22 protein-coding genes and 1 pseudogene are annotated in these 26,084 nt (G+C 36.0%); 3 read left to right on the top strand and 20 right to left on the bottom strand.

Translation table 11 applies throughout. The annotated features are described in order from the left end of the window. Positions 1-40: 40 nt before the first annotated feature. From AB3I42_RS11250 to AB3I42_RS11225, 6 genes are all read right to left on the bottom strand, one after another. Complete coding sequence (locus AB3I42_RS11250) at positions 41-451, bottom strand: hypothetical protein (protein WP_010736990.1); 411 nt, start codon at positions 449-451, stop codon at positions 41-43. Positions 452-519: 68 nt separating this feature from the next. Then, the gene (locus AB3I42_RS11245; RefSeq protein ID WP_368022503.1) at positions 520-1,644 is read right to left on the bottom strand and encodes a BspA family leucine-rich repeat surface protein; all 1,125 of its coding nucleotides are present in this window, start codon (positions 1,642-1,644) and stop codon (positions 520-522) included. Positions 1,645-1,893: 249 nt separating this feature from the next. Beyond that, a complete protein-coding gene (locus AB3I42_RS11240; protein ID WP_368022502.1) occupies positions 1,894-2,370 on the bottom strand; it encodes a hypothetical protein in 477 nt (158 codons plus the stop codon). A 234-nt stretch (positions 2,371-2,604) separates the two neighbouring features. Continuing rightward, complete coding sequence (locus AB3I42_RS11235) at positions 2,605-3,048, bottom strand: LPXTG cell wall anchor domain-containing protein (protein WP_368022501.1); 444 nt, start codon at positions 3,046-3,048, stop codon at positions 2,605-2,607. Between the two features lie 98 nt (positions 3,049-3,146). After that, the gene (locus AB3I42_RS11230) at positions 3,147-4,094 is read right to left on the bottom strand and encodes a DUF916 and DUF3324 domain-containing protein (protein WP_181914665.1); all 948 of its coding nucleotides are present in this window, start codon (positions 4,092-4,094) and stop codon (positions 3,147-3,149) included. Between the two features lie 310 nt (positions 4,095-4,404). Further along, on the bottom strand, positions 4,405-4,533 hold the full coding sequence (locus AB3I42_RS11225; protein WP_368022500.1) for a hypothetical protein: 129 nt from the start codon (positions 4,531-4,533) through the stop codon (positions 4,405-4,407). A gap of 746 nt (positions 4,534-5,279) precedes the next feature. On the opposite strand from AB3I42_RS11225, the pseudogene AB3I42_RS11220 reads away from it, so the two are divergent. Continuing rightward, positions 5,280-5,422, top strand: a pseudogene (locus AB3I42_RS11220) (ISL3 family transposase); the annotation flags it as partial. A 104-nt stretch (positions 5,423-5,526) separates the two neighbouring features. Here the strand turns inward: AB3I42_RS11220 and AB3I42_RS11215 are convergent. The 8 genes from AB3I42_RS11215 to AB3I42_RS11180 all read right to left on the bottom strand — a co-directional run bounded on the left by AB3I42_RS11215 (position 5,527) and on the right by AB3I42_RS11180 (position 13,907). After that, positions 5,527-6,342: a MurR/RpiR family transcriptional regulator gene (locus AB3I42_RS11215; protein ID WP_010736985.1), complete on the bottom strand. Its 816-nt coding sequence runs from the start codon at positions 6,340-6,342 to the stop codon at positions 5,527-5,529. Then, positions 6,320-7,237: an N-acetylglucosamine kinase gene (locus AB3I42_RS11210; RefSeq protein WP_010736984.1), complete on the bottom strand. Its 918-nt coding sequence runs from the start codon at positions 7,235-7,237 to the stop codon at positions 6,320-6,322. The genes AB3I42_RS11215 and AB3I42_RS11210 overlap by 23 nt, the downstream gene beginning before the upstream one ends. 53 nt (positions 7,238-7,290) lie before the next feature. Beyond that, the gene (locus AB3I42_RS11205) at positions 7,291-7,620 is read right to left on the bottom strand and encodes a PTS lactose/cellobiose transporter subunit IIA (RefSeq protein ID WP_223603559.1); all 330 of its coding nucleotides are present in this window, start codon (positions 7,618-7,620) and stop codon (positions 7,291-7,293) included. A 284-nt stretch (positions 7,621-7,904) separates the two neighbouring features. Further along, positions 7,905-9,164: a PTS sugar transporter subunit IIC gene (locus AB3I42_RS11200; protein WP_010736981.1), complete on the bottom strand. Its 1,260-nt coding sequence runs from the start codon at positions 9,162-9,164 to the stop codon at positions 7,905-7,907. Between the two features lie 25 nt (positions 9,165-9,189). Further along, positions 9,190-9,495: a PTS sugar transporter subunit IIB gene (locus AB3I42_RS11195; RefSeq protein WP_010736980.1), complete on the bottom strand. Its 306-nt coding sequence runs from the start codon at positions 9,493-9,495 to the stop codon at positions 9,190-9,192. Between the two features lie 16 nt (positions 9,496-9,511). Further along, positions 9,512-10,933 carry a glycoside hydrolase family 1 protein gene (locus tag AB3I42_RS11190; RefSeq protein WP_034686410.1) on the bottom strand — a complete coding sequence of 474 codons (1,422 nt, stop codon included), beginning with the start codon at positions 10,931-10,933 and terminating at the stop codon, positions 9,512-9,514. Between the two features lie 518 nt (positions 10,934-11,451). Continuing rightward, on the bottom strand, positions 11,452-12,177 hold the full coding sequence (locus tag AB3I42_RS11185) for a pseudouridine synthase (protein ID WP_010736978.1): 726 nt from the start codon (positions 12,175-12,177) through the stop codon (positions 11,452-11,454). 83 nt (positions 12,178-12,260) lie between these two features. Then, positions 12,261-13,907 carry a polysaccharide biosynthesis protein gene (locus AB3I42_RS11180; RefSeq protein ID WP_010736977.1) on the bottom strand — a complete coding sequence of 549 codons (1,647 nt, stop codon included), beginning with the start codon at positions 13,905-13,907 and terminating at the stop codon, positions 12,261-12,263. A gap of 241 nt (positions 13,908-14,148) precedes the next feature. Here AB3I42_RS11180 and AB3I42_RS11175 point away from each other — a divergent pair, with 241 nt between their 5' ends. Both AB3I42_RS11175 and AB3I42_RS11170 read left to right on the top strand, forming a co-directional pair. Beyond that, positions 14,149-14,742 carry a YitT family protein gene (locus AB3I42_RS11175; RefSeq protein ID WP_010736976.1) on the top strand — a complete coding sequence of 198 codons (594 nt, stop codon included), beginning with the start codon at positions 14,149-14,151 and terminating at the stop codon, positions 14,740-14,742. A 278-nt stretch (positions 14,743-15,020) separates the two neighbouring features. Beyond that, the gene (locus AB3I42_RS11170; RefSeq protein WP_034700494.1) at positions 15,021-16,523 is read left to right on the top strand and encodes a UDP-N-acetylmuramoyl-L-alanyl-D-glutamate--L-lysine ligase; all 1,503 of its coding nucleotides are present in this window, start codon (positions 15,021-15,023) and stop codon (positions 16,521-16,523) included. Between the two features lie 157 nt (positions 16,524-16,680). Here AB3I42_RS11170 and celB read toward each other — a convergent pair whose 3' ends face one another. From celB to AB3I42_RS11140, 6 genes are all read right to left on the bottom strand, one after another. Continuing rightward, entirely contained in the window at positions 16,681-18,024 is a 1,344-nt protein-coding gene (gene celB, locus AB3I42_RS11165; RefSeq protein WP_010721020.1) for a PTS cellobiose transporter subunit IIC, read from the bottom strand. Then, a complete protein-coding gene (locus tag AB3I42_RS11160) occupies positions 18,024-18,542 on the bottom strand; it encodes a hypothetical protein (protein WP_010736974.1) in 519 nt (172 codons plus the stop codon). The genes celB and AB3I42_RS11160 overlap by 1 nt, the downstream gene beginning before the upstream one ends. Before the next feature lie 14 nt (positions 18,543-18,556). After that, positions 18,557-18,883, bottom strand: a complete 327-nt coding sequence (locus tag AB3I42_RS11155) for a PTS cellobiose transporter subunit IIA (protein ID WP_010721022.1) — start codon at positions 18,881-18,883, stop codon at positions 18,557-18,559. Between the two features lie 12 nt (positions 18,884-18,895). Beyond that, on the bottom strand, positions 18,896-20,875 hold the full coding sequence (locus AB3I42_RS11150) for a transcription antiterminator (protein WP_306690501.1): 1,980 nt from the start codon (positions 20,873-20,875) through the stop codon (positions 18,896-18,898). Positions 20,876-20,891: 16 nt separating this feature from the next. Next, positions 20,892-21,206: a PTS cellobiose transporter subunit IIB gene (locus tag AB3I42_RS11145; protein WP_010736972.1), complete on the bottom strand. Its 315-nt coding sequence runs from the start codon at positions 21,204-21,206 to the stop codon at positions 20,892-20,894. A 221-nt stretch (positions 21,207-21,427) separates the two neighbouring features. Beyond that, positions 21,428-25,117 (bottom strand): hypothetical protein, encoded by a 3,690-nt coding sequence (locus tag AB3I42_RS11140; protein ID WP_368022499.1) that lies wholly within the window; start codon positions 25,115-25,117, stop codon positions 21,428-21,430. Positions 25,118-26,084: the final 967 nt, after the last annotated feature.

Genomic DNA, 26,084 nt, shown 5'->3' with positions numbered 1-26,084 from the left:
AAGAATAGCATTAAACTGCCTTTCTCTTCTCCAAAAGAAATCAATTTTCCGTATTTGAAACTGTTTTAATATAAAATTGTGGTAAAATCCCTATATTTTGAAAATCTTTTGCATAATATTGAATATCCTCGATATACTCTCTATAAGTATATTCTGATTCTCGCTCTAAATAGGCAGCCAATGTCTGTTGATCGGAAAAATCACTATACGTCACCACCCCAATAACATTAATGATTTCGGCTTCTGTTTTTAAAAGATATAAAATACTTTCGATGCCTTTCGATTTCGAATATTGGATCTTCTGTAGACATTCTTGCTTTAAGGAATCAATTTTTTCCAATGCTAGTGTAATATTTTGTTTTACTTCTTTATTATTTTCGTCGTTATATTCTCGTTTTCTTAGTGCTAGAATTAACTGTTCAATTTCTTTTATATCCATCCATTTGTCCATAAGCTATCACCTCACTTACTAGATGAAACAAGCAAAGTAATTACTTACTTTGCTTGTAGGTATTACAATTATGGTGCTTTCACTAAATTCCAATTAACTTGTCCTGCATACTGATTCGCTTGTACCTGTGCCACTTCTGGGATCACTAATTCGGCATCCCCTAAAGCAAAATCGTAAACACCAGATGGTACGTTTTGGTTCACTTGCATGACGCAAACTTCAGCACCCGTTCCAATCTGAAGGTTGGCTGTACCAGTAACCTCTGAAATTGGTGTGAAATCTGACTCTTGTACGGGTGATTGGCCATTATTATTATTCTTATATACTTGCCCATTGGTATTTTTTGATTTAATATAACTCCCTTCAATTCCTGGTGTATTCCAAACCAACTGCGCATTCAACTGCCAAGTTGAACCAGAGTTTTGATCCTTGACTCCAATATGAAATCCGGAACCATTTTCTAATGGAATACTTTGTTGTCCACTTTCTTGGAGTTGCGTGGTAGGTATATTAAAGGACTTTGGAAGATAAGCTAAAGCTAAATTTTCTTTGCTATCAGGATTTGGTTTGATACTTTCCCCTGGTACATTCGGCTCTGTTACTTTTTTCCATGTTGGTTTATAGGTCGAATTAGTAATTGCAAATAAATCTTTTCCTGGGGCTATAGTCCATGGGTTAGTGAAGTTGACTTCCCAGCCAGCAAATTCATAGCCAGCTCGTAGGGGTTGATTTTCTTGCATCCATCTATTTATCGCATCCAGTGATCCTTGCTTAGAATCAACTGCAACTGTATTGAAATATTTTTTAATTCCTGTTGTTCCATCAGGATATTGCCCGTCGCCACTACTTATATTTAATAACGCTGGCGTTTGAGTAAATTTATACTCATTAAGTAAATGTGGATCATCTGTAACAACCAAGAATCTGCCGCCTGCATAGGTAGTACCAGAAAACATATGTGTAGTATTTGCTCCATTTGTTCTGAGATTCGGAATATATAGAACTTCTAAGCTCGAACCAGCGAACATGTTAGACATGTCCTTTACGGATGATGTATCCCAAGTCGATATTCCAATTTCTTTTATATAGTTTAAGTCTGAAAAAGCATTATTCATATTTGTAACATTCGATACATCTAAATTATTTAAATCTAAAACCTTAAGATATCTCCTGTTACTGCAGATCTTTTCCATTGAATCTCCTGCATATTTTACTTTAGAACCATTTGAACTAACTCTTAAGATATTAGTACTGTTATCAGTAAATGCTGCTGCTCTGTTAATAGCAATCTTCTCAATAAACACCTCTGTACATTGAGCATACTTCATTGGATCTAATGCTTGTAGATCTTCCAAAGTAGGAATTACTCTCTTAGCTCTAGTTATGTTTACTGGTCCTACATATTTATTAATTGTAGCTGTAGACCCTGTTACTGTAATATCTCAATCCGCTAATACAATTTCTGGATCAGCTGTTCCTGTTGCTGTTGCTGTTGCTTTTTCATTTCCCGTTTCTTTAGTTTTAGAAGAATCGGTTTGCGCCTTTTCTTCTGCTTGTTTCTCTGTTGTATCACTCGTTTCTGAAGACGAGCTAGATTCTGTTTCACTTGTCTCAATCGTTTCTGCTTCCTTTTGCTCCGTTTCTTCATTCTCAGAAGAAGCAGTCAGATTTTCAGAAGTAGTTTGGGAAGATGCTCCTTCTGGGGATATTTCTTGGTCTTCCTCCAGACCATTTTCCTCACTTTGAACTGTTTTCAGTGGATCCAATGGATTTAGGACTAAATCCTTTTCTTCTGAGTAATTCTGAGTTACTTGAGTATCCGATGGGTTTGTTGCTTGTGCACACACATTTGTTGTGATCAAACATAGGTTACTAGCTAAAATTGCAGAACATAGTCCAACAACTTTTGTTGCTTTCATGTAATACAGACTCCCTTCTTTCTTATAATTGGTTATTAAGGATAAATACATATATGATAGATAAAACCGCTACACTCAATGAACTGATCAAACCACAATAGTTTATATATATATATACATTTAACTTAGATGGTTCTACTTCACTTGCTTGTTTATAATGAATCAAGAAATAACGAATCTGAATCATTAAAAAGACAACAGCCATAATTAGCAAACAAATAGGCAATACATACATTATTCTTCCTTCTCCTTTCTTCGTTTTGGTTTACAAATATAAAACAAGAAGATTGACACAATCAGTCCTATACCACCGCAGAGCAACCAATTATTTTTAACGGCTCCAGTTTCCGGTAAAAATGATGTTTTTAAAAAATGATTTTCTCCTTTTCCTTGGTCGAGTGAACTAGTGCCTTTGCCTGCTATAGTGAGTGAAGAATCTGCTGTATTCTCGCTTCTATCATTACTCAGATCATTGGTTGTATTATTTGTTGTATCATTCGTTGTATTATTTGTTTCGTCACTCACTGTTTCTCCAGGTAATTTATCTGGCATGATTTTTTTGTATAAAGTAATCTTAAGATCTGTCTCTGTTTGCTCTTGTGCCTCTGCTTCTACTCCTGTTGAAGTACCAGGAATTAGCATTGAGCCGAGAAATAAGCTACACATTAAACCAGTCAATATACATTTCTTTTTTATTCTTTTCCTCCTTTAACAAATAAAATATATAAAGTACTAATCAATGAGGTGATCACCATGATCCACAAACTCCATATTAACTAGGACGGAATTTGAACCTTAAAGGTAGATTCCTTGTTGATTATTTTTGTTTGCTCCTCTGAAATAGTAAATTTTTGTGTAAATTCCCAAGTATTTTTCTCTGAAATCACACGACCTTTAAAAATATAGTCTCCAGGCTTGAGCTCTTCCTTTTTCCAATCAAATTGGAAAGGGTAGACAGAGTAAGGAGCCATTCGAACATTTTCTGTTTTGTGTGTTTGTACAACTTTTTCGCCCTCTGCTTGAAGAATTTCTCCTTCTACTGTTGATTTTTCAAGAATATAAGGATTTGGATTCACAATATCTGATTGAACCACTTTTTTTCCTGCAACTAATTTAGCCTCTACGTTTTCTAATGTTAAATCCACTCCCTCATTGACACTCATAACCGGATCTGCTTCTTGGTTGGTTAATACCACACCTAGTGTGTAACTATAAGTATTTTCCACTGACAATTGTTTATTTGAAGTATCTTTATTAGTTAAGTCTGATACTACAATTCCACCAAGAATGATCCCTTCTTGTTCTTTTTCCGGCATTTTTAAATCTAATGTCGCAATTGCTTCCCCATTAGCTGGTACCTTCACTTCCTCTTCTTGTGGTTTCAAAAGAGACGTCAAAGGAGTGTTTAACGTCTTATGGTCAGCTAACTTTCCTGTGTAATCAATCAAACCATTCGCATTCGTATTTCCATTGGTTACTTTCACATGTAGTGTTTTTTCAGCATCCGATTGGTTGATCAATTTCACTTTTAATTGATCAACTGCCCCAGGTTCTTCTCTCAAATAGAAATAACTAACATTAGGATCGATTTGGTGTTCATTCGCAACACCTTCAATCGTATATCCACCATTTGCTTGCGCTGTCTCATCTGCTTTTACGTTTATACCTAGCCAACTACTTACACAAACCAATAACGTGAAAAAAATAATCTTACTTTTTTTCATCTATCTACTCTATCCTTTCTATTTATTTTTCTATATACTTAAATACCTAAAAAATTTTCCCAATTAAAGTTGCTCTTTTCATTACGTGTGTTTAATGTATTTTTCTCACTTTCCAACTAAGGTCGATCATTTGATTAATAGCACTAACTATAGTCCCAGAGCGTATAAAACGAGAAGTTGAACATGCTACTTGTTTCTTCATTTATCCTCTCCTTATTCATTGGCTTATATCCTAAAGAAACAAGGTTTTAGTATAAAACCTTGTTTCCTTAGGAATAAAACCATATCGTTTTATTCCTAATAAGCTAAATTAAGGATTTGGAGCAATAGTTAAGTTCCAATCAATTGTTCCTGTATAGCTACCAGCCAGTACTACACTGGCATTTGGAATATTAATTTTAAAGTTCTCTACAGAGTAATCATATATTCCATCTTTCATACTACCTTCTTTAGTTTCCATAATAGTTGTAGCTGTGTTACTAATTGTTAAATCCTTTGCAGTGGTAGTAACTACATCGTTAGCAATAGTAGAAAGGTTTCCTTTACCATCATTTTCTTGAACAGTGCCGTTGGTACCTTTAATTGTGACACCTGTAAAATCACTCGCATGTTGATTTTATAAGTTTTTTTCTACAAATCAATCGAAAAAATACAAAACAAACCTTAGGTGAACGCCCTCTTTTCCCCCAAAAAAAGTAAATAAACAGTTTTTTTGTTTGTTTTGTTTTTCAAATATTAAGCAAAAAAAAAAAACTAAAAATAAAAACCACAATAGAAAATTCTATTTAAATAAAGGGAGTAATCTATAAAACATACTTATTCAATTGATTTAATCAAGTCTTCTGCGGTATTTTATTTCTCTTCATTTTTATCGAATAATGGTTTTTATGGTCGTTTGTTTAATCACATTCAATACCTTTTTGGATCTTAACTAGGAAATCGACTATGATGACGGTACCATTTTTTGTTAAGTACATGATTCTTAATGAATAGAGAGTAATTATCGACCACTTGTTTAAAAAATTATTGACTGTTCTCTCTATAAGTATCTCTATTATTAATATAGGCTATACTTTTTGATATTCGTGCAATTCGCAACATCTTTTTTAAGATTCAAAAAATAGAAAAGACACCTTGAACTCCTTTAGAATTAATTTCGCGAACCAATTCATAAGAGGATTCAAGATGTCTTATACTAAGTTTATCAAAGATAGCTAAATACCCCAGACCCAACTATCCATTTTTAGAAAAATTGTTTAACCAAAGAAAAATATAAAGGACATATTTGCTTGATTTATAAAGATGTTCTTCAGTACAAGCCAGAAGAATAGCCACATTCTCCAACATATGGGAAGTACTTTTTTAAACTACCGAATGAAGGAAAACAATGCACTGCTTATGTTTTTTTGAAATATGAAGCTTTTGATTATCTTCATATAGTATTTACACTTCTAGAATATTTCAAATAGAAGAAATAGACGATATCAATGGTCAACAGTTGTAGTAATAACGAATGCGTAGCGCCACTTCCATAATGGCCATTTTCTATATTGTCTGTACGAGAAGTTTGAAGCACATATTGCACTGCCTTCTCTAAATCTGACCCACCCAACTGAGTCATTCCAATTGTTGTTATATCATTCTTTCTGGCTTCTCTAATCAATTGTAAGACTTCTCTGTTTTTCCCTGAATGAGAAATCCCCCAAAAAACGATCTTGTTATACTCTAAATCATTTTTTATTTGTTCCAAAATCAATGATTTGTCTTTTTCAAAGATAACCATTTTCCCAATTTTCAACCACTTTTGTCGTATATCTTCTGCAGCTATTCCAGAAGTTCCTACGCCAAATACATAAATCTTGTCTGCATCATAAATTTCTTTGACAATTCTGTTAATAGTTTTTTCATCTAATAGTTCCCCTATAGAATCCACAACCAACTTGTCATTAATTAATATTTTATTTTTAGTAACTTCAAATGATTCATCAAACGAAATATAATTGTATTCATTTCTAACTTGTTTTTCAATTGAACGAGAAACAGCTAATTTAAAATCAGAATATTTTTTATAACCTATTTTTCTTGAAAAACGAATAACAGTAGCTGGGCTTGTTTCTGATAGATCTGCTAATTTTTGAGCAGTCATGTGTGGAATATCACCAAGATTAGCTAATATGTAACTAGCTAATTTCTCTTCAGTCATGGACAACTCATTTTGAACATTCTCAATGTTTTTTATAAGACTCATTTTTTTCTCCTTTGTTTCTTCTATAGTAATAATACACAGCCTTCGTATTAAAATCTTGGGATATAGGCAACACTCTAATATTTTTTTGTGCTAGTCTTCCTATCAATGATTCTCTAATGAATTCATTTTTTTCTAACACAGAACCGGCAAAAGCAATTTCCATATTTTCTTGTTTCGCTTTCATTTTATGAATCAAACTATCTAACAATAAATTTAATGCTTCTATAGAATCTGTCAAAATTTTGGATTTTACATCCCCATCTTTCGCATACATGGCAACAAACAAGGCTGCGTCTGCAATTTCTTTTTTGCTTTTTTCATAAAATCGACTAATAGCTTTCATTGAATCTTTTTCACCAATATATTCCAAAAATTCTAAAGAAAAATCAGTTAGTTCCAATCCAGCATCTAATTCATTTACTAATTGTTTGTAACAAGCCAAACCAATAGAATAAGCACTTCCCTCATCTCCTAAAAGATGCCCCCACCCACCTACTCGATAAAAAGTAGCATGCTGCAAACCATAGCCAACTGATCCCGTTCCTGAAATGATCAGTCCGCCATCATTTCCTTTTAGTTTATTAATTAGTGCCAATTTCGCATCACTCATTACAATGAATGGACAGTTATATAATGCTTTTAATTTGTTTTCAATATCATTTTGAAGCCCACTTGTTTCTATTCCTGCAATCCCCACAAGAATCATTTTAACTTCATTATGATATTTAGTTAATAAAAAATTTAACCCTTGTTGAATAATCGACCACGCATACTCTTTTTGGACAACAATATTTGCTGCATCCAAGTTAAAATCTTTAACCAAAACACCATTTACATCGTACATACTAAATTTTGTTTTTGTTCCGCCAGCATCTACCCCAATGAGATATTCCATACCTACACTCCTCATAAAAAGAGGACTTTATAACTAAGCCCTCTTTTAACGTATTAATTATTTTCATTAATTTGCTTTTGCATTTTGATTAATCGCTCAATCAATGCTTGTTCACTCATAACCGTCATTAATTGATCTTGGGCATGAATCAATAGTAAACTAATTTCGCCTTTACCCGCCAGATTATCTTGAATCAATTGAGTTTGAATATTATGTGCTATATTCATCTCCTCTTTTGCCTTGTTTAACAAATTATCTATTTCGTCATATTTTTTATTCTCTGCACATTCTAACGCTTCAAACAACGATCCGCGTGCATTCCCACTATGAACAATCAAATCAAAAATGATTGTTTCTAATTCTTCCATATTTTTCACATCCATTAATATTTAATTCTGTTAATAAAGACGATAAATAAATAGATTACAAATCATAAACATTACTACAAATGTAAGAAAAGTAAAATAAATATACCGCTTCCATTTAAACGGTTCTTTTTTTTCAAAGTATAAAATGATCATTGGAAATACAAAGCTTATTGCTAAAATATTTCCCCAAAATAAAAGTTTTTTTGAATTATAAATAGTACTAAAATAAATAAGAATGATGTTTATGATTAATAAACACAAAACATAAACAAAAGCATTTAAAAAACGGGATTTATCTCTCATTCTTCTTCCAACTCAAGTTGTAATTGTTTTTTGTCATAAATTTTAAAGAACGGATAATAAATAAAAGTTGATATCAAAATATTTATAATCACTAACACAATCGCACGCCAATCTCCGCCAGTTGCTAAAAAAGCGCCAATTGGTGCAGGTAATGTCCATGGTGGTTGTACGTACATCAAATGAATAAATTCTAATTTAAACGCAAACCACGTTACAATAGTCATAATTACTGGTGATAAAACAAACGGAATAAAGAATAGTGGATTAAGCATGATCGGGAATCCAAATATAACTGGTTCATTGATATTAAAAATACTTGGGATCAAGCATGCTCGACTAATTGACTTCGTATATTTGGCACGGCCAAATATAATAGCGCAAATAATCAATCCTAAAGTAGCTCCCGATCCGCCAATCCAAATAAACCATTGAAAAAATGTTTCTGGAGCAATATGTGTAGGTGTCTGATGGTTCGCCACTTTTTCAGCATTTTCAGTAAAATATTGTAACCAAATTGGACGCGCCACAGAACCAACGATTGAATCTCCATGAATCCCAAACAGCCACAAAAATGTTACTAACAAGACTGGAACTAACACACCTAAAAAGGTATCCCCTGCTTTAACTAAAGGAGAAAATAAAACTTGTATTACTTGTTCCAAGTTGATTTTAAACACTACATTAATTGTACCAATGACAGCAATTACAATGGCAGCTGGAATAACTGCTTCAAAAGAATGCGCCACCGAACTAGGAACTTGTTCAGGCATCTTAAACATCACATTTTTTTCTTTACAAAAACGTAAAACTTCCACTGCAAAAATTGCTAAAATCATACATGGAAAAATTCCAACTGAACCTAAAGATTCCATGGGTAACATTAGCCCTTCATCAAATTGAACTGGCATAATGCTTAATAAAAAAGCAGCTACTGATAATTGCCCCCCTGTCAATGGATCCAAGTCATAACTTTTAGCCAAATTATAACCTATACCAAAACAGATATATAAAGACATAATCCAAAAAGTCATTCGATAAGGAATTAATATTTCACTAATGTGTTCGGCTGCCCATTGATGAATTCCCCAGGTTTCTGGAACTGGCGGAAAAGCAATAATTAAAAAGAAACTTCCTACGATAATGAATGGTATCGCCGAGACAACGCCATCCCGCAAAGCTCGTAAATGACGTTGCTCTGAAATTTTTGACATAGGCAATGCCACTTTTTCCTCTAAAACTTCAAAAAAACGGTTCATATTCTGTCTACAACCTTTCTTTTAATTAGTTTTGTTCAATTAAAGCTAATAAATGTTTTCCTCCCAGTGGACTATAATCTCTAGGTTGAATCAATTCAATTGGCAAATTCATTTCATCTGCTACCTCTTTAAATAATTTAAATCGGTGTTTCACTTGCGGGGCAACTAAAATGATGTCCCATTTCTTTGATTTCATTGCATGCTCTGCTTCGCCACTTCCAACTGCGGAACTTTCTAATTCAACATTATTTTTTTCTGCTTCCTTTTCTAAAGCTTTTTCTACAATCGCACTAGACATTCCACCAGAGCAAATAAATAAAACGTGTTTCATAACAATTACCTCCAACTTAAATTTTATTTGTTTGTTTCTTTATAAAATCTTGATACCAATAAAAACTGTCTTTCTTGTATCGACGGTATGTTCCGTTTCCTTCATTATCCCCATCAACATAAATTACCCCATACCGCTTATCCATTTCACAACTACCAGCAGAAACAATATCAATGATGCCCCAAGCAATATATGCACGAATATCCACTTTGTCTTCTTTTTCTGCCTTAATGATCTCGTTAAAATGAGAATCAAAATAATTGATTCGATATAAATCATGAACTTGTTCTTTTTCCAATACATCCTTCGCGCCAAAACCATTTTCAGCAATAATGACAGGACAATTATAGCGATCATAAACTTTATTCAAGGTTGTACGTAACCCTATTGCATCAATCTGCCATCCCCACTCACTAGCTTGAAGATAAGGATTTTTAGTTGTAATAACTAAATTACCAGCAGTTTTCTCCACTTCTTCTGTAGTGACAACACTTGAAGAATAATAAGAAAATGAAATAAACTCACAAGGAAATTCACTCAATACTTTTTTATCGTCTTTAGTTATATTCAAGTTAACCTTATTTTTTTCAAAAAAATCGTCCATGTAATAAGGATATTTCCCTTTCATTAGCACATCACTACAAAACCATTGATTAACTTGTTCTTCCTTCACTAATTTGAAATTATCTTCTGGTTTTGGCGTAAATGGGTAATAACAAAAACATGAAATCATTGCACCAAACTCCCCAGATACCTTCAATTTTTTTGCTAACTGGATCGTTTTCGCATTCGCAACAAACTGATGATGCAAAGATTCAAAAACTTTTTGCATATCATAGCCTTCACTTTCCGGCTTAATTAAACCGGTTCCATTATATGGGCTAAAGTAACCAGCATTTATCTCATTAAAAGGTAACCAATAATCAACATAACTCCCCCAACGCTCAAATACAAAATTCGCAAAATTCAAATAGTAGCGAATCATATTTCTATTCGTCCATCCACCATAATTTTCGACCAGATACAAAGGTACAGCATAATGATTCATTGTTAGAAAAATTTTAATATTATTCTGTTTACAAAATTCAAAAATCTGATCGTAGTACTGAACGCCCTCCATATCTGGTTTTTCTTCAATTCCTTTTGGAAATAGCCTTGCCCAACTTAATGAAAAACGATAAATTTGAATACCTAATTCTTTCAATAAGTTTAAATCTTCTTCTACATACTCATAACCTTTCGTTCCAACTCTAAATGGATAATACAGCTTACTTTCTTCATCTTTCGATTCTTGAATCACTTGTTTGGTTAATAATCTCGTCTGCATAGTTGCATTACTATTTCTTGGCAAATATGGTCTACAATCTTGAGTATCGATTCCTTTTTTTTTGTCAAAACCTCCTTCATATTGACTTGCCGCAGTAGCTCCTCCCCACATGATCACTTTTGTAACCCCTTTCTTTTAGCGGTAAAAAAAAATTATAATTCTAATCACAAATACTAGACGACCAATTAAACATAGAATCATAATTACATAGCTAATCATACATCCCACGAATTTTTATTTCAACATTTTTATAAAAAATAAGATTTTTTATTCCAAAAAGAACAGCCGTTAAAATTCTATTTTACTAGTACAATAATCAAATTTCTCTCTTAATCCATCGATTCAATAACATTAAATAATAATAAAAAAACTAATACAAAAGCTATTAACTTTATTGGTTCTATACTTTTTAATGAAAGTGCAGATCGCCAACATCTTTTATATGATGGAAAAATATAGAAAAGACACCTTGAACTCCTTTAGAATTAATTTCGCGAACTAATTCATAGGAGGTTTCAAGATGTCTTTTACTTAGCTTATCAAAGATACCCTAACTATCATTTTATCATTTGACAATGAGCCTAAAAACAGGCTAGCTGGCTTTTGTTTCTTCATTGTATTTTGTTTGATTACATTTCCTTTCCCTCTAACTGCTTGACTTCTTCAGCTGTCATTGGTCGATACTCGCCGAGTGCTAAGTCTTCTGGGAGCAGGAAGTTCCCCATTCGGATTCTTTTAAGATAAGTGACTTCTTTTCCTACGGCTTTGACCATCCGTTTGACTTGATGGAATTTTCCTTCATGTAGGATCAAGTGAATCACTGATGTTTCATCTTCCGAATTGACTGAAACAATCGATAACTGAGCAGGTCTGGTTTCTTCGCCACCATCAATCGTCAATCCTTGACTAAATGCCTGTACATCAGCTTCGGTCATGATACCGTTAACTTCAGCGAAGTACTCTTTTTCGACGTGTTTTTTTGGGGAAAGTAAACGGTGCGCCAAGCCGCCATCATTTGTCACAACCAATAAGCCTTCTGTATCTTTATCTAAACGCCCGACTGGAAAAAGGTCTTCCCGATAAGAAGTATCATCGAATAGATCAAGCACTGTTTGATCGTAGTTGTCTTGAGTGGCTGAAATTACTCCAGCTGGTTTATTGAGGATATAATAAAAATCTTTTTGGTAAATGAACTGTTCGCCTTCATAAGTCACTTGATCCTTCCATTCATCTACTTGGAATTTGTCACTTTTAATGGTTTGATCGTTCACTTTGATGTGCCCTTTTTTGATCAGTGCCTTGACTTCTTTGCGACTGCCTAATCCGACATCCGCTAAAAATTTGTCTAATCGCATGCTTTTCCTCCATTTGATTGAAAAAAGAAGTTAAGGGATAATAGGGAACATTATTCCTAACTTCTTTTTTCAAATTTTATTTACTACTTGATTCTTAATCGATGGCGTAATCGAACCATACTTGGTCCTAAAAGACGTTCAGCTAATCGAATTTTTAACGCTAAGTATGCGTACACCGTACCGCCAACACCAGCTACAAATAAAATCAAGAACAATGACTGAATTTTACTATCTTGATTGAGGAATAAACCGAAAACAGATTTCGTGACCCCAGCTGCTGCCAGCATGATCAGTGTCAAAATAAAAATCAATAGTGTTCTCCGCCAAACAAAACTTGGTTTGAAACGTGCCACTTGACGCATCTTTTTTAAAATCAACGTGCAAGAAACAGCAAAACCGATCATCGTCGCAAATAATGGACCATAGACTTCAAACAGACGGATCGCTGGATATTGCAAGATCACCTTCACGACAAAACCGATTGCAAGATAACGGATCGCTGCGGCATTTTCAAACATCCCTTGAAGCATATTGGAAACTAACATATATAGACCAAGGAACAGCCCCACAAAACTGGCTTGGATCAACACGTGACTTCCTAGTTTATCAGGTGCATAAAACAACGTATTTAAAGGATAGGCTAGCAAGATCACGCCAAAGGTAGCAGGAAACATAAAGAACGAAAACAATTGTAAATTGCCACTTGTCAGTTTCGCTAAACCACGGTGATCTTTGATCGTCACTGCTTCGGTGATCAACGGCAACCCAGTAGAAGCGATGGAAGTAGCAAGCGCAATCACGACCATCGTCAATTTATCTGGGTTTGCACTGAAAATTGAAAAGAGATCCAATAACTGATCTTTGGAATATTCAGTCGTTGCTGACATGATTTTAATAAAGGTAAACTGATCTACTAATTTAAAGATCGTCACTCCTGACCCAACAATAATAAACGGAATCGCTTCTTTGATCGTATCTAGTAACAATTCTTTTGTCGCTACGTTGACTTGGTTATGACTATACTGGACACGTGCCGCTGAATACGCCTGTTGTTTTTTCAAAAAATACAACAAAACCAAAATACTTGCTAACATTCCGATAAATGCAGCAAAAGTCGACTGAGTAACTGCTGTGACATAATCGCCTTTCATGACTTTCATAATAATAAAGGTCGCAAGCAACATGTAAAAGATCCGTGCGACTTGTTCCACGATTTGGGAAAGTGCATACGGCATCATTTCTTGGTTTCCTTGGAAATACCCTCGTATAACACTCATACAAGGAAAAACAAGTACCGCGATACTGAGTGATCGCATCGTTGGAATCAATTCTGCTCCGCCACCAGAAGCATGTGCGAGCCAAGGCGAAGCCACATACATAAATAATGAAAATAAGAGTCCTAGTACACCCATCATCTGTAATGCTCGAATAAATAAACGCCGAGAAGTCCCATATTCATTTAATGAATTGTAGCGAGCGGTTTGCTTGGCGATCGCCGCCGGAATCCCAGCTGTCGAAATCAGTAGGAACAAAGCATAAATATTGTAGCCCATATTGAATAATCCATTAGCAGCTTTCGCATTCTCCCCCATCCAAGCGTACCAAGGGATAATGTAGATCGCACCGAGTAACCGGGAAATGATATTACTAGCTGTCATCCAAGCAGAGCCACGAGCCATTTTTTCTTGAGGTGTTAAATTTTCCATTGCTGGTTTTCGTTGATTAGTCATCGATCAGATTCCAACTTTCTTCAAAACATTACTAACAGTTTAATAGTAAAAAGGGAAACTGGCAATCTTTTTTGTGTGATTTTTCTGTAAATTCAACATTTTTAAGATAACGTTTTCTTTCTAGCTATCATAAAGTTCCTCCTCAATAATGTTCGTTATTATTTAACATTTATAATTACTAACGAGTTGTTTTTTTCTTATGCTATACTAGTTCTATAATTAGCGAACGGAGGATGCGCTTATGCTGAAAGAATTGAAAAAAACACCGATCATTTTACTAGGTGTCGTTTTTATTGCCATTGGTTTGAATTGGTTTTTACTGCCACATGACATTGCTTCAGCAGGAGTCGGAGCGATCGGACATTTAGTTGAGACTGCCTTTTTGATTCCACGATCCATCACGGTTTGGTCAGTGAATGTCATCATGCTGCTATTAGCTATACTCTTATTAGGAAAAATGATCTTCATTAAAGCAGTATTTGGTAGTTTGCTCTTTCCACTTGTGTTAGATGTGATTCCTAAAACACCGATTTTTTATTCTCATCTTCTTTCGTTGATCATGGGAAGTCTACTTTTTAGTACGGGTGTCTATACGCTTTATACAGTTGGTGCATCAAACGGTGGCGTGACAATCCCACCAATCATCCTCCAAAAGTTCTTCCGTATCCCGGTTTCTAAAGGATTACTCTTAACGAATCTAATCATTGTTTGGTTGAATTATCTTGTGTTTGGATTACGGGAAACCCTCTATGTCTTATTTTCTATCGTTTTAAGTTCACTATTCTTAAAGCTATTGGGACGGATCTATCCGATCACAAATGATCTAGAGGCGTGATGCTCTCACTGTTGATTCAAGAATTACGTGCAAAAAAATCAAGAACTGTTCTGTTGGAACAATGTGTTATGCATTCGTTTCGGATAGGTCAGTAATGCTAGACAAGTAACAAGCAATTTTTATATAAAAAAGAGAAAAAGCTCAACACGTTCGGTCGTTTTGAGTTTTTTTCTCTTTCCTATTCTCTTTTGAGATAGCTGATTCCCTTTTTAGCAACTCTTTTGAAGTATGCTATAATAAATCAGAACCCAATGAATAATAAAGTGAGGGATGATTCAATGAGCTTCTCTTTAGAAGATATCCGTAAATTATTGATCAAAGAAAATTTATTAAAAGAATTTGTTTCTGTTCAAGGTTGGCATTTAGATGCTCCTGAGCAATTTGTATTCAAAAAGTTAAGTTATGACTCACGCCAAGTAGATCATGAGACGTTGTTTTTTTGTAAAGGTCTGAATTTCAAAGAAGAGTATTTAACAAGTGCGATCTCGAATGGTTTGAGCTACTACGTCGCTGAACAGCCTTACGAAAATACAGCAACTGGTATCATCGTGACTGATATTCGCAAAGCGATGGCGATCCTTTCCATGGCTTTTTATCAGTATCCCCAAAAACAATTGCAAGTGATCGGCTACACTGGAACTAAGGGAAAAACGACAGCAGCCTATTTTACCAAAGCCATTTTAGATCATGCGACAAACAACAAAACAGCGTTGCTTTCAACAATGAACACGACTTTAGATGGACAAACTTTTTTTAAATCCCATTTAACAACGCCTGAATCGTTAGACTTGTATCGCATGATGGCGGAAGCGGTAAAAAACGGTATGACACACTTAGTGATGGAAGTTTCCTCACAGGCTTACAAAACACAACGGGTATATGGTTTAACGCTAGATGTAGGAATCTTCCTGAACATCTCTCCTGATCATATCAGCCCCATTGAACATCCAACTTTTGATGATTATTTCTATTGCAAACGTCAACTGATTTTAAATTCTAAAACTGTGATTTTAGATCATGAAAGTGATCATTTCGATCTTTTACAGGAAACGGCTGAGTTAGCAAACGTCCCTTACATCACTTATGGACGTTCTGCCGAATCTGATTATGAAGTAAAAAGTTTAACTTCAGGGAACCATGCCTTTCACTTGATCAAACACAACGGAAAACTTGATATCGAAGCAGACTATGAGATCCAATTAGCCGGTGATTTCAACCAAGAAAATGCAGCAAGTGCTATCATTGCGGCTGCGTTGACTGGCGCTTCCATCGAGGATGCCCAAAAAGGACTCAAAGCAGCACGTGTGCCTGGACGGATGGATCAGTTGATCCAAAAAAATGGCAGTCATGTTTATGTCGATTATGCACATAATTATCTCAGTTTAAAAACATTATTAGAATTTGCCAAAAAAGAACATCCGAAGGGTCGGGTCATCGTTGTTCTAGGTAGCCCCGGAAACAAAGCAGTTTCTCGCCGTCAGGATTTCGGAAAAGTATTATCAGAAACGGCTGACGTCGTCTTTTTAACAGCGGATGATCCAGCGTTTGAAGATCCACAAAAAATCGCTGAAGAAATCAATGCAGCTATCACTAATGCTGAGCTTGAGGTTCACTATGAAATGGATCGTCCAGAAGCGATCAGACAAGCATTAGCGATCAGCAATCCTGAAGATTCCGTTGTAGTCGCTGGAAAAGGAGTCGATCCTTATCAAAAAATCAATGGGATAGATGTTCCTTATAAAGGCGATTATGAAGTCGTCAAAGAACTGATTGAAGACTGAGTATTTCAATGAATACCACTTATTTACAATAAAAAATACGAGATGCGAAACGTATTGAAGCGACCTCCAAAAATTAGATTTTTTGAAGGTCGCTTCACATTTATCGTAGTTTTCTATCTTTGTTTTTATTGAATTAATTGAAGCAAATCACATGGCTTTATTCCGCAGCTAATTCGGCTGCTTTTTCTCTTTCTTCAGTCAATAGTTTATTGTCATAGTATTTGATGAATGGTAACCAAATGAAGAACGCTAAAATTGCACATAATACTGCTAAAACAGCCGCCTTCCAGTCTCCCCCACTACCGACAAATGCGCCCACACCAACTGGCGAAGGCCAAGGCATTTGCGCCAGCATTGGCTTAACGATCTCGAAGCGAATGGCAAAATAAGCTAGTGAAGCCGATGCCATCGGTGCTAGGAAAAATGGAACAGCCAGATACGGATTATAAACAATTGGCATCCCAAAAATAATTGGCTCATTGATATTAAAGATACCTGGAACTAGTGAAGCTTTCCCTAGTACTTTTAATTGATCGGATTTAGCCAAAAAGGCAATGAAGAAGATCAATCCTAATGTGGCCCCTGATCCTCCTACTGTTACATAGGAATTATTAAATTCGCCAGCAAGCGGGAAATTCGCTCCCTGTGCATTTGCTGCCATGTTCGCTAATACGATCGGTGTCAAGAAAGAAGTAATGATATTGGCGCCGTGGATACCCACGATCCATAGTGCATGGATCAAGAAATAGATCACCATGATCCCTAACCATGTGTTCGTTAATTGAGTAACAAACCCGAATGGGATCGCAATCATTTTGAAGATATCTGTTCCTAATACAACCAACAGACCATTAACAAGCATCACGACGAAGCCAATCACAAATGTAGGGATCAAAGCTGTAAAGGAACGAGAAACACCTGGAGGTACTACATCAGGCATCTTGATGACCCAATTCCGTTTGACACAGATGCAATATAATTCAACAGCTATATATGACATGATGATTGCTGTAAAGATACCGGAAGTGCCTAGCCGCTCGACAAATGAGCCCATCCGAATCCCGTTCACAACAGTTTCCGTATCTGAGATACTAGCGATCAAGCTTACTTTCCCATCGGATAACACTAATTCCGGAATACACATGAAGAAAGCAAATACCGCAAGCAGCGAACCAGTTAAAGGATTGACATTCAACCCTTGTTCATCTCGTTCGATTGAAGTCAGTTCATAAGCAAAAACAATAGCAAAATAAATGGATAAAATCCCCATGGTCATCGTGTTGATGATCATGTACAAATCACTGACTTTAAAAAATGTAGCGTTGAAAAACCCTTCAAGAAATGGAAATGGTAAAGGTAAGATATTCAAAACCAAAAACATCGACCCGACAATCGTAAATGGAATCGAAGCCATCCCTGCTGCCATTACCGCCCGAACGATTTTCATTTGTGCAATTTTTCCCATCGGTCCCATCAAATACTTTTCCAAAAATTTAAACATTAGTTACTCCCCTTCCCTAATTGTGAAATCTTTTCATATTGTTTAACACGTTGATATTGACGGTCTTGATTACGTTCAATTTTTTCTAAGCGGAACCAGCAAAAGCCACAAACAAAGATACCGCTTACAAATAATGCGAGTAAAAATAGCTTGGTGCTATGATCATTAGACATAAATGGAAAAAATGAGCGATACCATGGGGTAAGTAGTAAGCCACTGATTCCTACGTTCATCATTCCTTGAATCTTAAAATAATTGCTCGTCCAAGGTGCTCGGTTCGTGTGCGTACGATAAAGTATGACTTGTTCACCGATAGCAGGAACGATCAAAGCCAGCAAGCTAAGCGGCAGTAGCCAGGCACTGCTTCTTGCGATTAATAGTAGTACTAGCCAATTAAGATTGATGAAAAAGAAAAAGGCTGTCAAATAACGAATCACAAGATAACGATTGAAGTACATGATTTTCAAACTAAATTGTTTCTTTTCTAAAGCTAATTGTTGCTTCTTAGTTTCATCCACCTTAATCTCCTCTTTCAAGCTTTTTGTTGATACAAATAACTCATTTCATTTGCGACTTCTAAAAGGGTCATTGTTGTCATTAAATGATCTTGGGCATGGACCATGATGATCTCCATCTCGATTTTTTGCCCACTTGCATATTCTTTTAGCAAGTTTGTCTGGGCTTTATGCGCTTCTAAAATAGCTTCATTTGCTTTATCTAATTGTTGACTTGCTTCCGCTTTTTCTCCTTGCCGTAGAAGTTTGAAGGCTTCATGAATCAATGTTCGGGCATTTCCACTATGCAAAATAATATCAAAAGCGATGACTTGTAATTCTTCACTCGTCATATTTCCAGTCACACGTATTCCTCCTTATTCAATCACCTCGTCAAAATGATTGCTAAAATTTTCAAACGTTGGTTCAATTAAAATTTGTTGTTGCAAATCTGTGCGATCAATTAATTGCACAATTGCTTTTGTCACTATAGTAATTTCTTCGTTTTCAATAAAAGATGGTGACACGAGAAAAACAAATTTGATCTGTTGGTAATCATCCCAAAACATCCCCTCCGGAATCACTGCGACTGCAATTTTTGTCGTGACCCCTACTGGAATAGCTGGATGTGGGACTGCAACGGTTTCACTGAAGACAATCTGTCCCATTTTCTCTCGCTTGCTGATTTGTGCCATCATTTCAAGGGTATAATCTTTTACTTCGTCTTTTTCTAAAAGCGAGAGTAGGTCTAAAATCACCGTCTCTTTAGTTGGTCTTTCAGAATAGACTTTGTACCATCTTTCAGAAAGCTGGCCATGATAATCCTGTCTTTTTTTCGGAGAATCTGTGCAAATAGTTTTTATTCTTTTTGACGGACAAGGTTGTAAGTCCGCAATCGTCTGTCGAATTTTTTGGCTATCTAGTGGATTCAAAAAGACACTCACATGTAATACGGGGATCTTAAAAATCATCGTTGATAAATCGATTGATGAAATAATCATATCTACGCCCATCAAAGTCATTTCATTGATCTCGTAATAACCTTTGACATTGGTCACTAAGAGCATTTCGCCAAACTCAGCAAGCACACGATTCTTCAACAATTGCGCACTTCCATAACCAGTTGCACAAATGATCAATACCCGTATTTTTTTCGCTGTTCTGACTTTTTCTAAAGCTGCCATGATGTGTAAGGTAAGATACGCCCATTCATCTTCATTGATCGTGAATTGTCGTAACATAGGCATTTGACTAAATATTCTTTTCGTCTGTTCAAAGGCGACCATATTTTCTTTTTTTATATCCTCAGTCAACGGATTCTCTAAAGTAATCCCTTGCCGTAGACGAACCACCATTGGCGTCAAATGATTAAGCAAACCATTTTTTAATTGTTGATCCTCAATCAGTGAATCGCCAAAAAAGTCGGCAAGCTGCTCAATCACTCTTGCTAATTCCTCGTAAAGCAGCTCATCATTTATTTTTTCGATGGGATTAGACTTAGCAACCAAATGCAATGTCAGATAATGAATTTCCGCTTCTGGAAAAGGTACTTTTGTCACACGATTCATTCGTTGAACGATCTTTTTTGCTACTTGATATTCACGGCGATCCACTAACTCTTCACTAAAATCTAAAGCTTCAATGGGGAATCCTTCGTTGATTCGCTTGATCGTCAATGCTAGGTGTAATGCTAGATTTTGCATGATAAAATCAGAAACTTTTAAATTTGCTTCTCGGATCTCATCTAAAATAATGATTAAAACCTCTTCAAAATTGAATTCATTGAAAAAGTGACTGTTCACTAAATAATCTTTTAAAGAATTAGCTGCTTGATCACCAAAAAACGTGTCCATAATAAAATGGCGCTTGTTTTGCTCTGATCCTTCGATCCACATTCCTTGTCGTGGTTTAGAACAAATTTTTAACGCATAGGGCTCAATTTTTGCCTTTATCTCATTTAGATCATTGGATAAACTAGAACGGCTGATAAAGAGTTCCGACTCTAATTCATCCATAAAAATGGCTTCATCTTCTAGCAATAACTTATTTAACAGATATTTTTGACGATCTTCAGTTTCAAAAAATTCCATTTCAGACATGCCTTGATCAGCTGCGATATTTTGATGTTTTAAAAAAAATGCAAATGCCAAAGGCTTTAAGATCGCCAACTGATATCCTTGTCCTTGTTTGGCAATAATTTTTGCTCCGTTTTTTTCAATTTTCTCTTTGATATCAACCATGTATTTACGGATTGTTCGATCAGATAAAGACAATTCAGAAGCAAGCTCATGACTAGTGATATATTTTTTTTGATAGTTGATCAATAGCCCTAACAATGCTTTTTCGATCTGTTTCATCTTTATCCACTCCTAGTTAGATATTTTCTTCAATCAATTCCGCTAATTTCTGAATACCTGTGGGAATCGGAACATACGCTTGAAAGGGGATACTAACCACAGGTTTATCAACCGTTTTTCCTAGTTTAACAAACTTATCTAAAAACATCGTGGTTTGAGGACTAATGAGAAATAAATCAAAGTCGCTTGACTTGATCATTTTATCGCCTTCTGTCGCAGATACCGCATCGACTTCGATTTCTTCCCCCTTTTGTTTGAATAGATCCGTGGTCTTAGAAGCCATCATAGAAGATGACATCCCTGCTGCACAAATAATCAATGCTTTTTTCATTTTATTTGCTCCTTCCTTTTCGTTCTATTTAAAGTATAGATTGTAAACGTTTTCTTTACAAAAGAAATACTTCCGTATCGATTAGGAAGAAAAAAACATACAAAAAAAGAAACTGAGCTAAAACTTGCCTCAGTTTCTTTTTTAGTTGGTTAAAAAATTCTTTCTGTTTGTTTTCGGAACTATCCGATGCTTTCACGATCTCTTTTGAATAGGTCTATATCTCATGGTGTTTTAAAATGCAACTGCATCAAGTAACTAGGTCTGATTGGAGCATCTAAGGTTTCCGACAAGATGTTATCACCTGCTGTTCCAAAGAAAGAGAACTCATAAGCATTCTGTTCACTTGTTAAAGTGACAAGTTCAACGGTTTCTGATAGATTTTGACCATTTGATACTAAAACTACCTCTTGTTCATGATCCGTATTTTGCAAACCTAATGTCAGTTCAGTTAATCGTTCGGTTTCTTCAAGACTAGTCATGGCATCCACATAAACGGATACCGGACGGTTGGAATTATTTTTGATCTCATAATTTGGTGAAGCGATACCAGCTAGAATATCCTCCTGTACAAAACTCATACGTGCAGGAATGGTGACATCGATGTATTGTGCGTTAGATGTAATCGTCAATATTCCGTCTAGTTCTGTTTTATTGCCAAATTCATCAATCAATTTCAGCGTAAATCGATGATCGTCTGCAGGCAACTCAGAAAATTCTAAGCCGTTCTCGAAAGTTAACTCAAGTCGGATATTTTCTGGTAAGGACCAATTGTCAGTTGGATCGCCATCTAACAACTCTCGTAAATTCGGCATTTCACTTCCTTGCTCATAGACAAGTGAATCTCTTAGCTTTCCTTCTGGAGGTGTTGTATCCTCGATCAATAGATTTATAGGTGAAAAGTGTTGTTGGTTTCCTGCTTCGTCTGTTAGAACAGAGGCTACAACATACGCAGTAGCTGAAGGCACTTTCCCAGCAATTTCAAACTTTCCTCCTTGAAGATCCTCCAGCCCAATCGTAATCTTTTCTGGTAAACTCCAATTATCTTGTAAAGTCCCTTCTTTAATCACACTCATTAACTCTTCTCGGCTAAGACTGCCTGTACGTCTTGCTTCAAATGAAACACTCCGTTCAAACTCTGCTGTCGGTGCCTTCGTATCTACTACTGTATATTTAGTAGTAAGTTCTTGCGTGTGATTCGTTGTTTTGTTTTTGACAGCAACTGTTACTTCTCCAGTTGCTCCAGGTGCCCATTCTTTCGGTCCATTAGTCAGACGATACTCATAATCATCGGTATCTTTTGGTCGTTTATCAAACCATGATTCTAGAATCGTCCGAGATAATTCTTGGCTTCGTTGTGCTTCAACAACCACTTCAGACTTTATTTCAAACCGTTCACCGATGTACAACTTACCCTTAAGTTCTCTAGCATTTCCTCTTTCATCCGTCAAGGTTAACGTAAACTCGTGCGCCCCTTCAGGTAATTCTGAAAACTGCTTGCCGTCCTTGAAGCTTAACGCAAGTTTGATATTTTCTGGTAGCGACCAGTTGTCGGTGGGTTCGCCATCTAATAACTCTCGTAAATCTGGCTCTTTACTGCCTTTTTCAAAAAACAGTGACTCCTTAAGCTTGCCCTCTGGTGCTTGCGTGTCAACGACTGAAATATTTTTCATGTATCGACTCGTATTTCCTGCTTCATCTGTTAAGGTAATAAAAATATTACTGTACATACTTGGTGCCTTTCCAACAAGTTCAAACGGTTCATTTGCGGATCCGATGTTAGTCAATCCGATCGTAATCTTTTCTGGTAAACTCCAATTATCTTGCAGATCACTCTCAATCAACAGTTCTCGTAGTTCTGCTTGCGTGAGCGCACCTGTACGCCTTGCTTCAAACACGATCTCTTTTTTAAGTGTTGCGGTGGGTGCTTTAGTGTCTACGACGGAGTATTTCGTTTTATATTCTTTTGTTTCATTCGTTGCTTTATTTGTGACAGCGACTGTTGCTTGTCCGTTAGTGTCTGGTGCCCATTCTGCCGGTCCGGAAGACAGACGATAGTCATAACTGTCAGGATTGTTTGGTAATTGTTCAAACCAGCTTTTGAGAATTTCAGTTGATAGCTCTTTGGCTCTTTGTGCTTGGACAACCACTTCCGATTTGATTTTAAACGCATCACCGACGTGTAACGTACCTTTGAGCTCTTTAGTATTTCCAGCCTCATCCGTCAAGGTTAGCGTAAATTTATGCTCTCCCCTAGGTAATTCCGAGACTTGCTTGCCGCCATCAACAGCCAACGAAAGACTGATTTTTTCTGGCAAGGACCAATTGTCGGTTGGATCACCCTCTAGTAAATCTCTTAAATCTTTCAGTTCCATTCCTTGTTCAATCACGATTTTGTCTTTTAGTTTCCCATCAGGAGGCGTAGTATCAACCACTTGGATACGATAACCACTTCCCGTAGCAGCATTCCCTGCTTGGTCGGTCACACGTACCTTGACAATTTCAACACCTGGTTGAGTCCCAGCAATCTCCCAAGGAACGTTGGAACCGTTATAATCAAATAACTCAATCTGGAGATCCTCCGGTTTACTCCAGTTATCTTCTAGTTTTTCAAATATACTCCTTAGTTCTTCATCAGTGAGACTCCCTTTTCGTCTAGCCTCCAATGGTGCATCCCTGATTACTGTGTATTTTGGTGCAGTAGTATCTACAACAGTATAGTTAGTCGTAAATTCTTGCGTGTTATTCGTTGTTTTATTTTTGACAATAACTGTAGCTTTTCCAGTTGCTCCAGGTGCCCATTCTGCCGGTCCGGAAGACAGACTATAGTCATAATTCCCTGAATTCTCCGATATCGTAGAAAACCACGATTTTAGGATGCTCGTAGATAGTTCTTTTCCTCTTTGTGCTTCAACGGTCACTTCATTTTTGATCTCAAATTCAGGTTGCTCTTTCTTCACTGTAATCGTTCCCAGCAAAGCATTGACATACGAAACATCTTCGATCGGGATCGAGTCTAAAACAGAGTATTGGGAGGCTACAGCCGTCGTCCCTAGTTTCACGTCTCCGTTAAGTACTAATCGATCTTCTTTTGCACTGGTCGATGCCAGCCTAGTGATCGTGACGGTAAAAGATGCGGCATAAGAAGAAATACTCGGCTTCGTAACCGTCACTTGGTACCCATTGACACTTTGATCAGATGGAATCGTTAACGTATACGTTCCGCGGTAAGATGAATGATTCCCATAATACATCGTATCGTATGGATAATCATCCGTTGTGGTTAGATTACTTGCTATCCAAGAAATCCAACCATGATCTTTATCTTGAGTGACCTTCTCATAGGTAGGCACATTCACAGTAAAGGAAGTCTTCGAACCAACGGCAGCTCCCAACATAATAGTGCGATTAATCTGTGTCGCTAACGTTTTCTCAATATAACTTTTTTTCCCATTTGCTATCAGATCAGGTCGATATTTATCTAGGTTTGGTAAACTATTCTTCCTTAACTCAGCACTTTGTCGAAGGACTGGTGGTACAGGATCTTCCCATGGAATCACAGGTTCCGTTACTTCAGTTGGCTGTTCAGTTGGTGTTTCAGTTGGTACTTCTTCCGCTTCTTGTTCTTCAACGATCGGTACTTCCTCAACTACAGGTGCTTCTTCTACGATTTCCTCTGTATTTTCTTCTACTGGCTCTTCTACCTCGATTGACTCTTCTGTTGAGTCGTTTGCAGCTGTTTCAGGTGAAACAGGTTCTTGCATCACTGGTTGTTCCCCTTGATTTTGTAAATCCTGTACAAACTCCGTATCTAGTTCTGGTGGTGCTTCCTCAGCAAAAACGGTTAATGGATAAAGACAATTTTGGAACAACAACAAAGAGGTTGTTATCGTTCGCAAATACTTGCTTTTCAAATTTTCTGTCCTCCTCTCTTACTAATACACTCACTCTTTTTCCTTGCTCAAATTCTCTAAAAGGAAAGATTAAATAAACAAAATTTTTATTATTTCTTATGAACATTCCTAGTGTGAACGTTCCTAATATTTGTAAAAGGTTACTTTTTTGCTCATGAGATGATAGTTTATTTGACTATTAACATAACAAAAATCACTATGTAAAGAAAAATTTTTCATTTTAATCTTACGTATACTCACCTCCAAAAACATATGAAACACCTACACTAAAATTATCTACGATTATCCACTTAGAACAAAACCTTTTTTTACCGATAGAATGGTAATTTTTAACAGATTTGTGGTTGTTTCATCGGCCTGTCATTTTTCTAAAATAAAAAAAAACAAAATAGCGTAATACTATAGCTTGGTATTAAAAAAAAGAAAACATGCTAACTAAATAAAAATAACAATGTTTTAAAAAAATGTGTCATTTGTTTACGTTCAAAAGTTATCACGATGCAAATATTGTGAGACATAAGCAATTTTAATAAAACACTTTTTGTTTTTTTCACTTCTGTAACTAACAAAAAATAACTGTTCATCTTGGATAGTCATTCACAAAAAAAAACGTCAGCAAACTTCCACTCGGTGAATGTTTCTAACTCTTCAATTGATATTTTCTTTGTTTTAGTTTCTCTTCACTTTATTTTTCTATAAAAGAGTTTGAGAGGAAGCGACCCAAGACAAATAAATAGTATTTAAGCATCTGCTCGGAGCTATCCGCCTCTTTCACGATCTTATCCACGGTGTTTCAAGCTCTAACGGAAAATAAGCCGAAGAAAGAGGTTGAGCCAACACATGGCTCAACCTCTTTTCCGGCTTATTTCTCAGAGCTAGACACTTTTGTCATAATCTCTTTTTTGTTTATTCAGTTATAAACTTGCTGAACTGATTGCGACTTATAAAACATCTTAAAATACTGAAA

Source organism: Enterococcus sp. C53, assembly GCF_040887425.1.
Taxonomy (GTDB): Bacteria; Bacillota; Bacilli; order Lactobacillales; family Enterococcaceae; genus Enterococcus_B; species Enterococcus_B hirae.
This window is presented reverse-complemented; position numbering and strand designations above follow the sequence as displayed.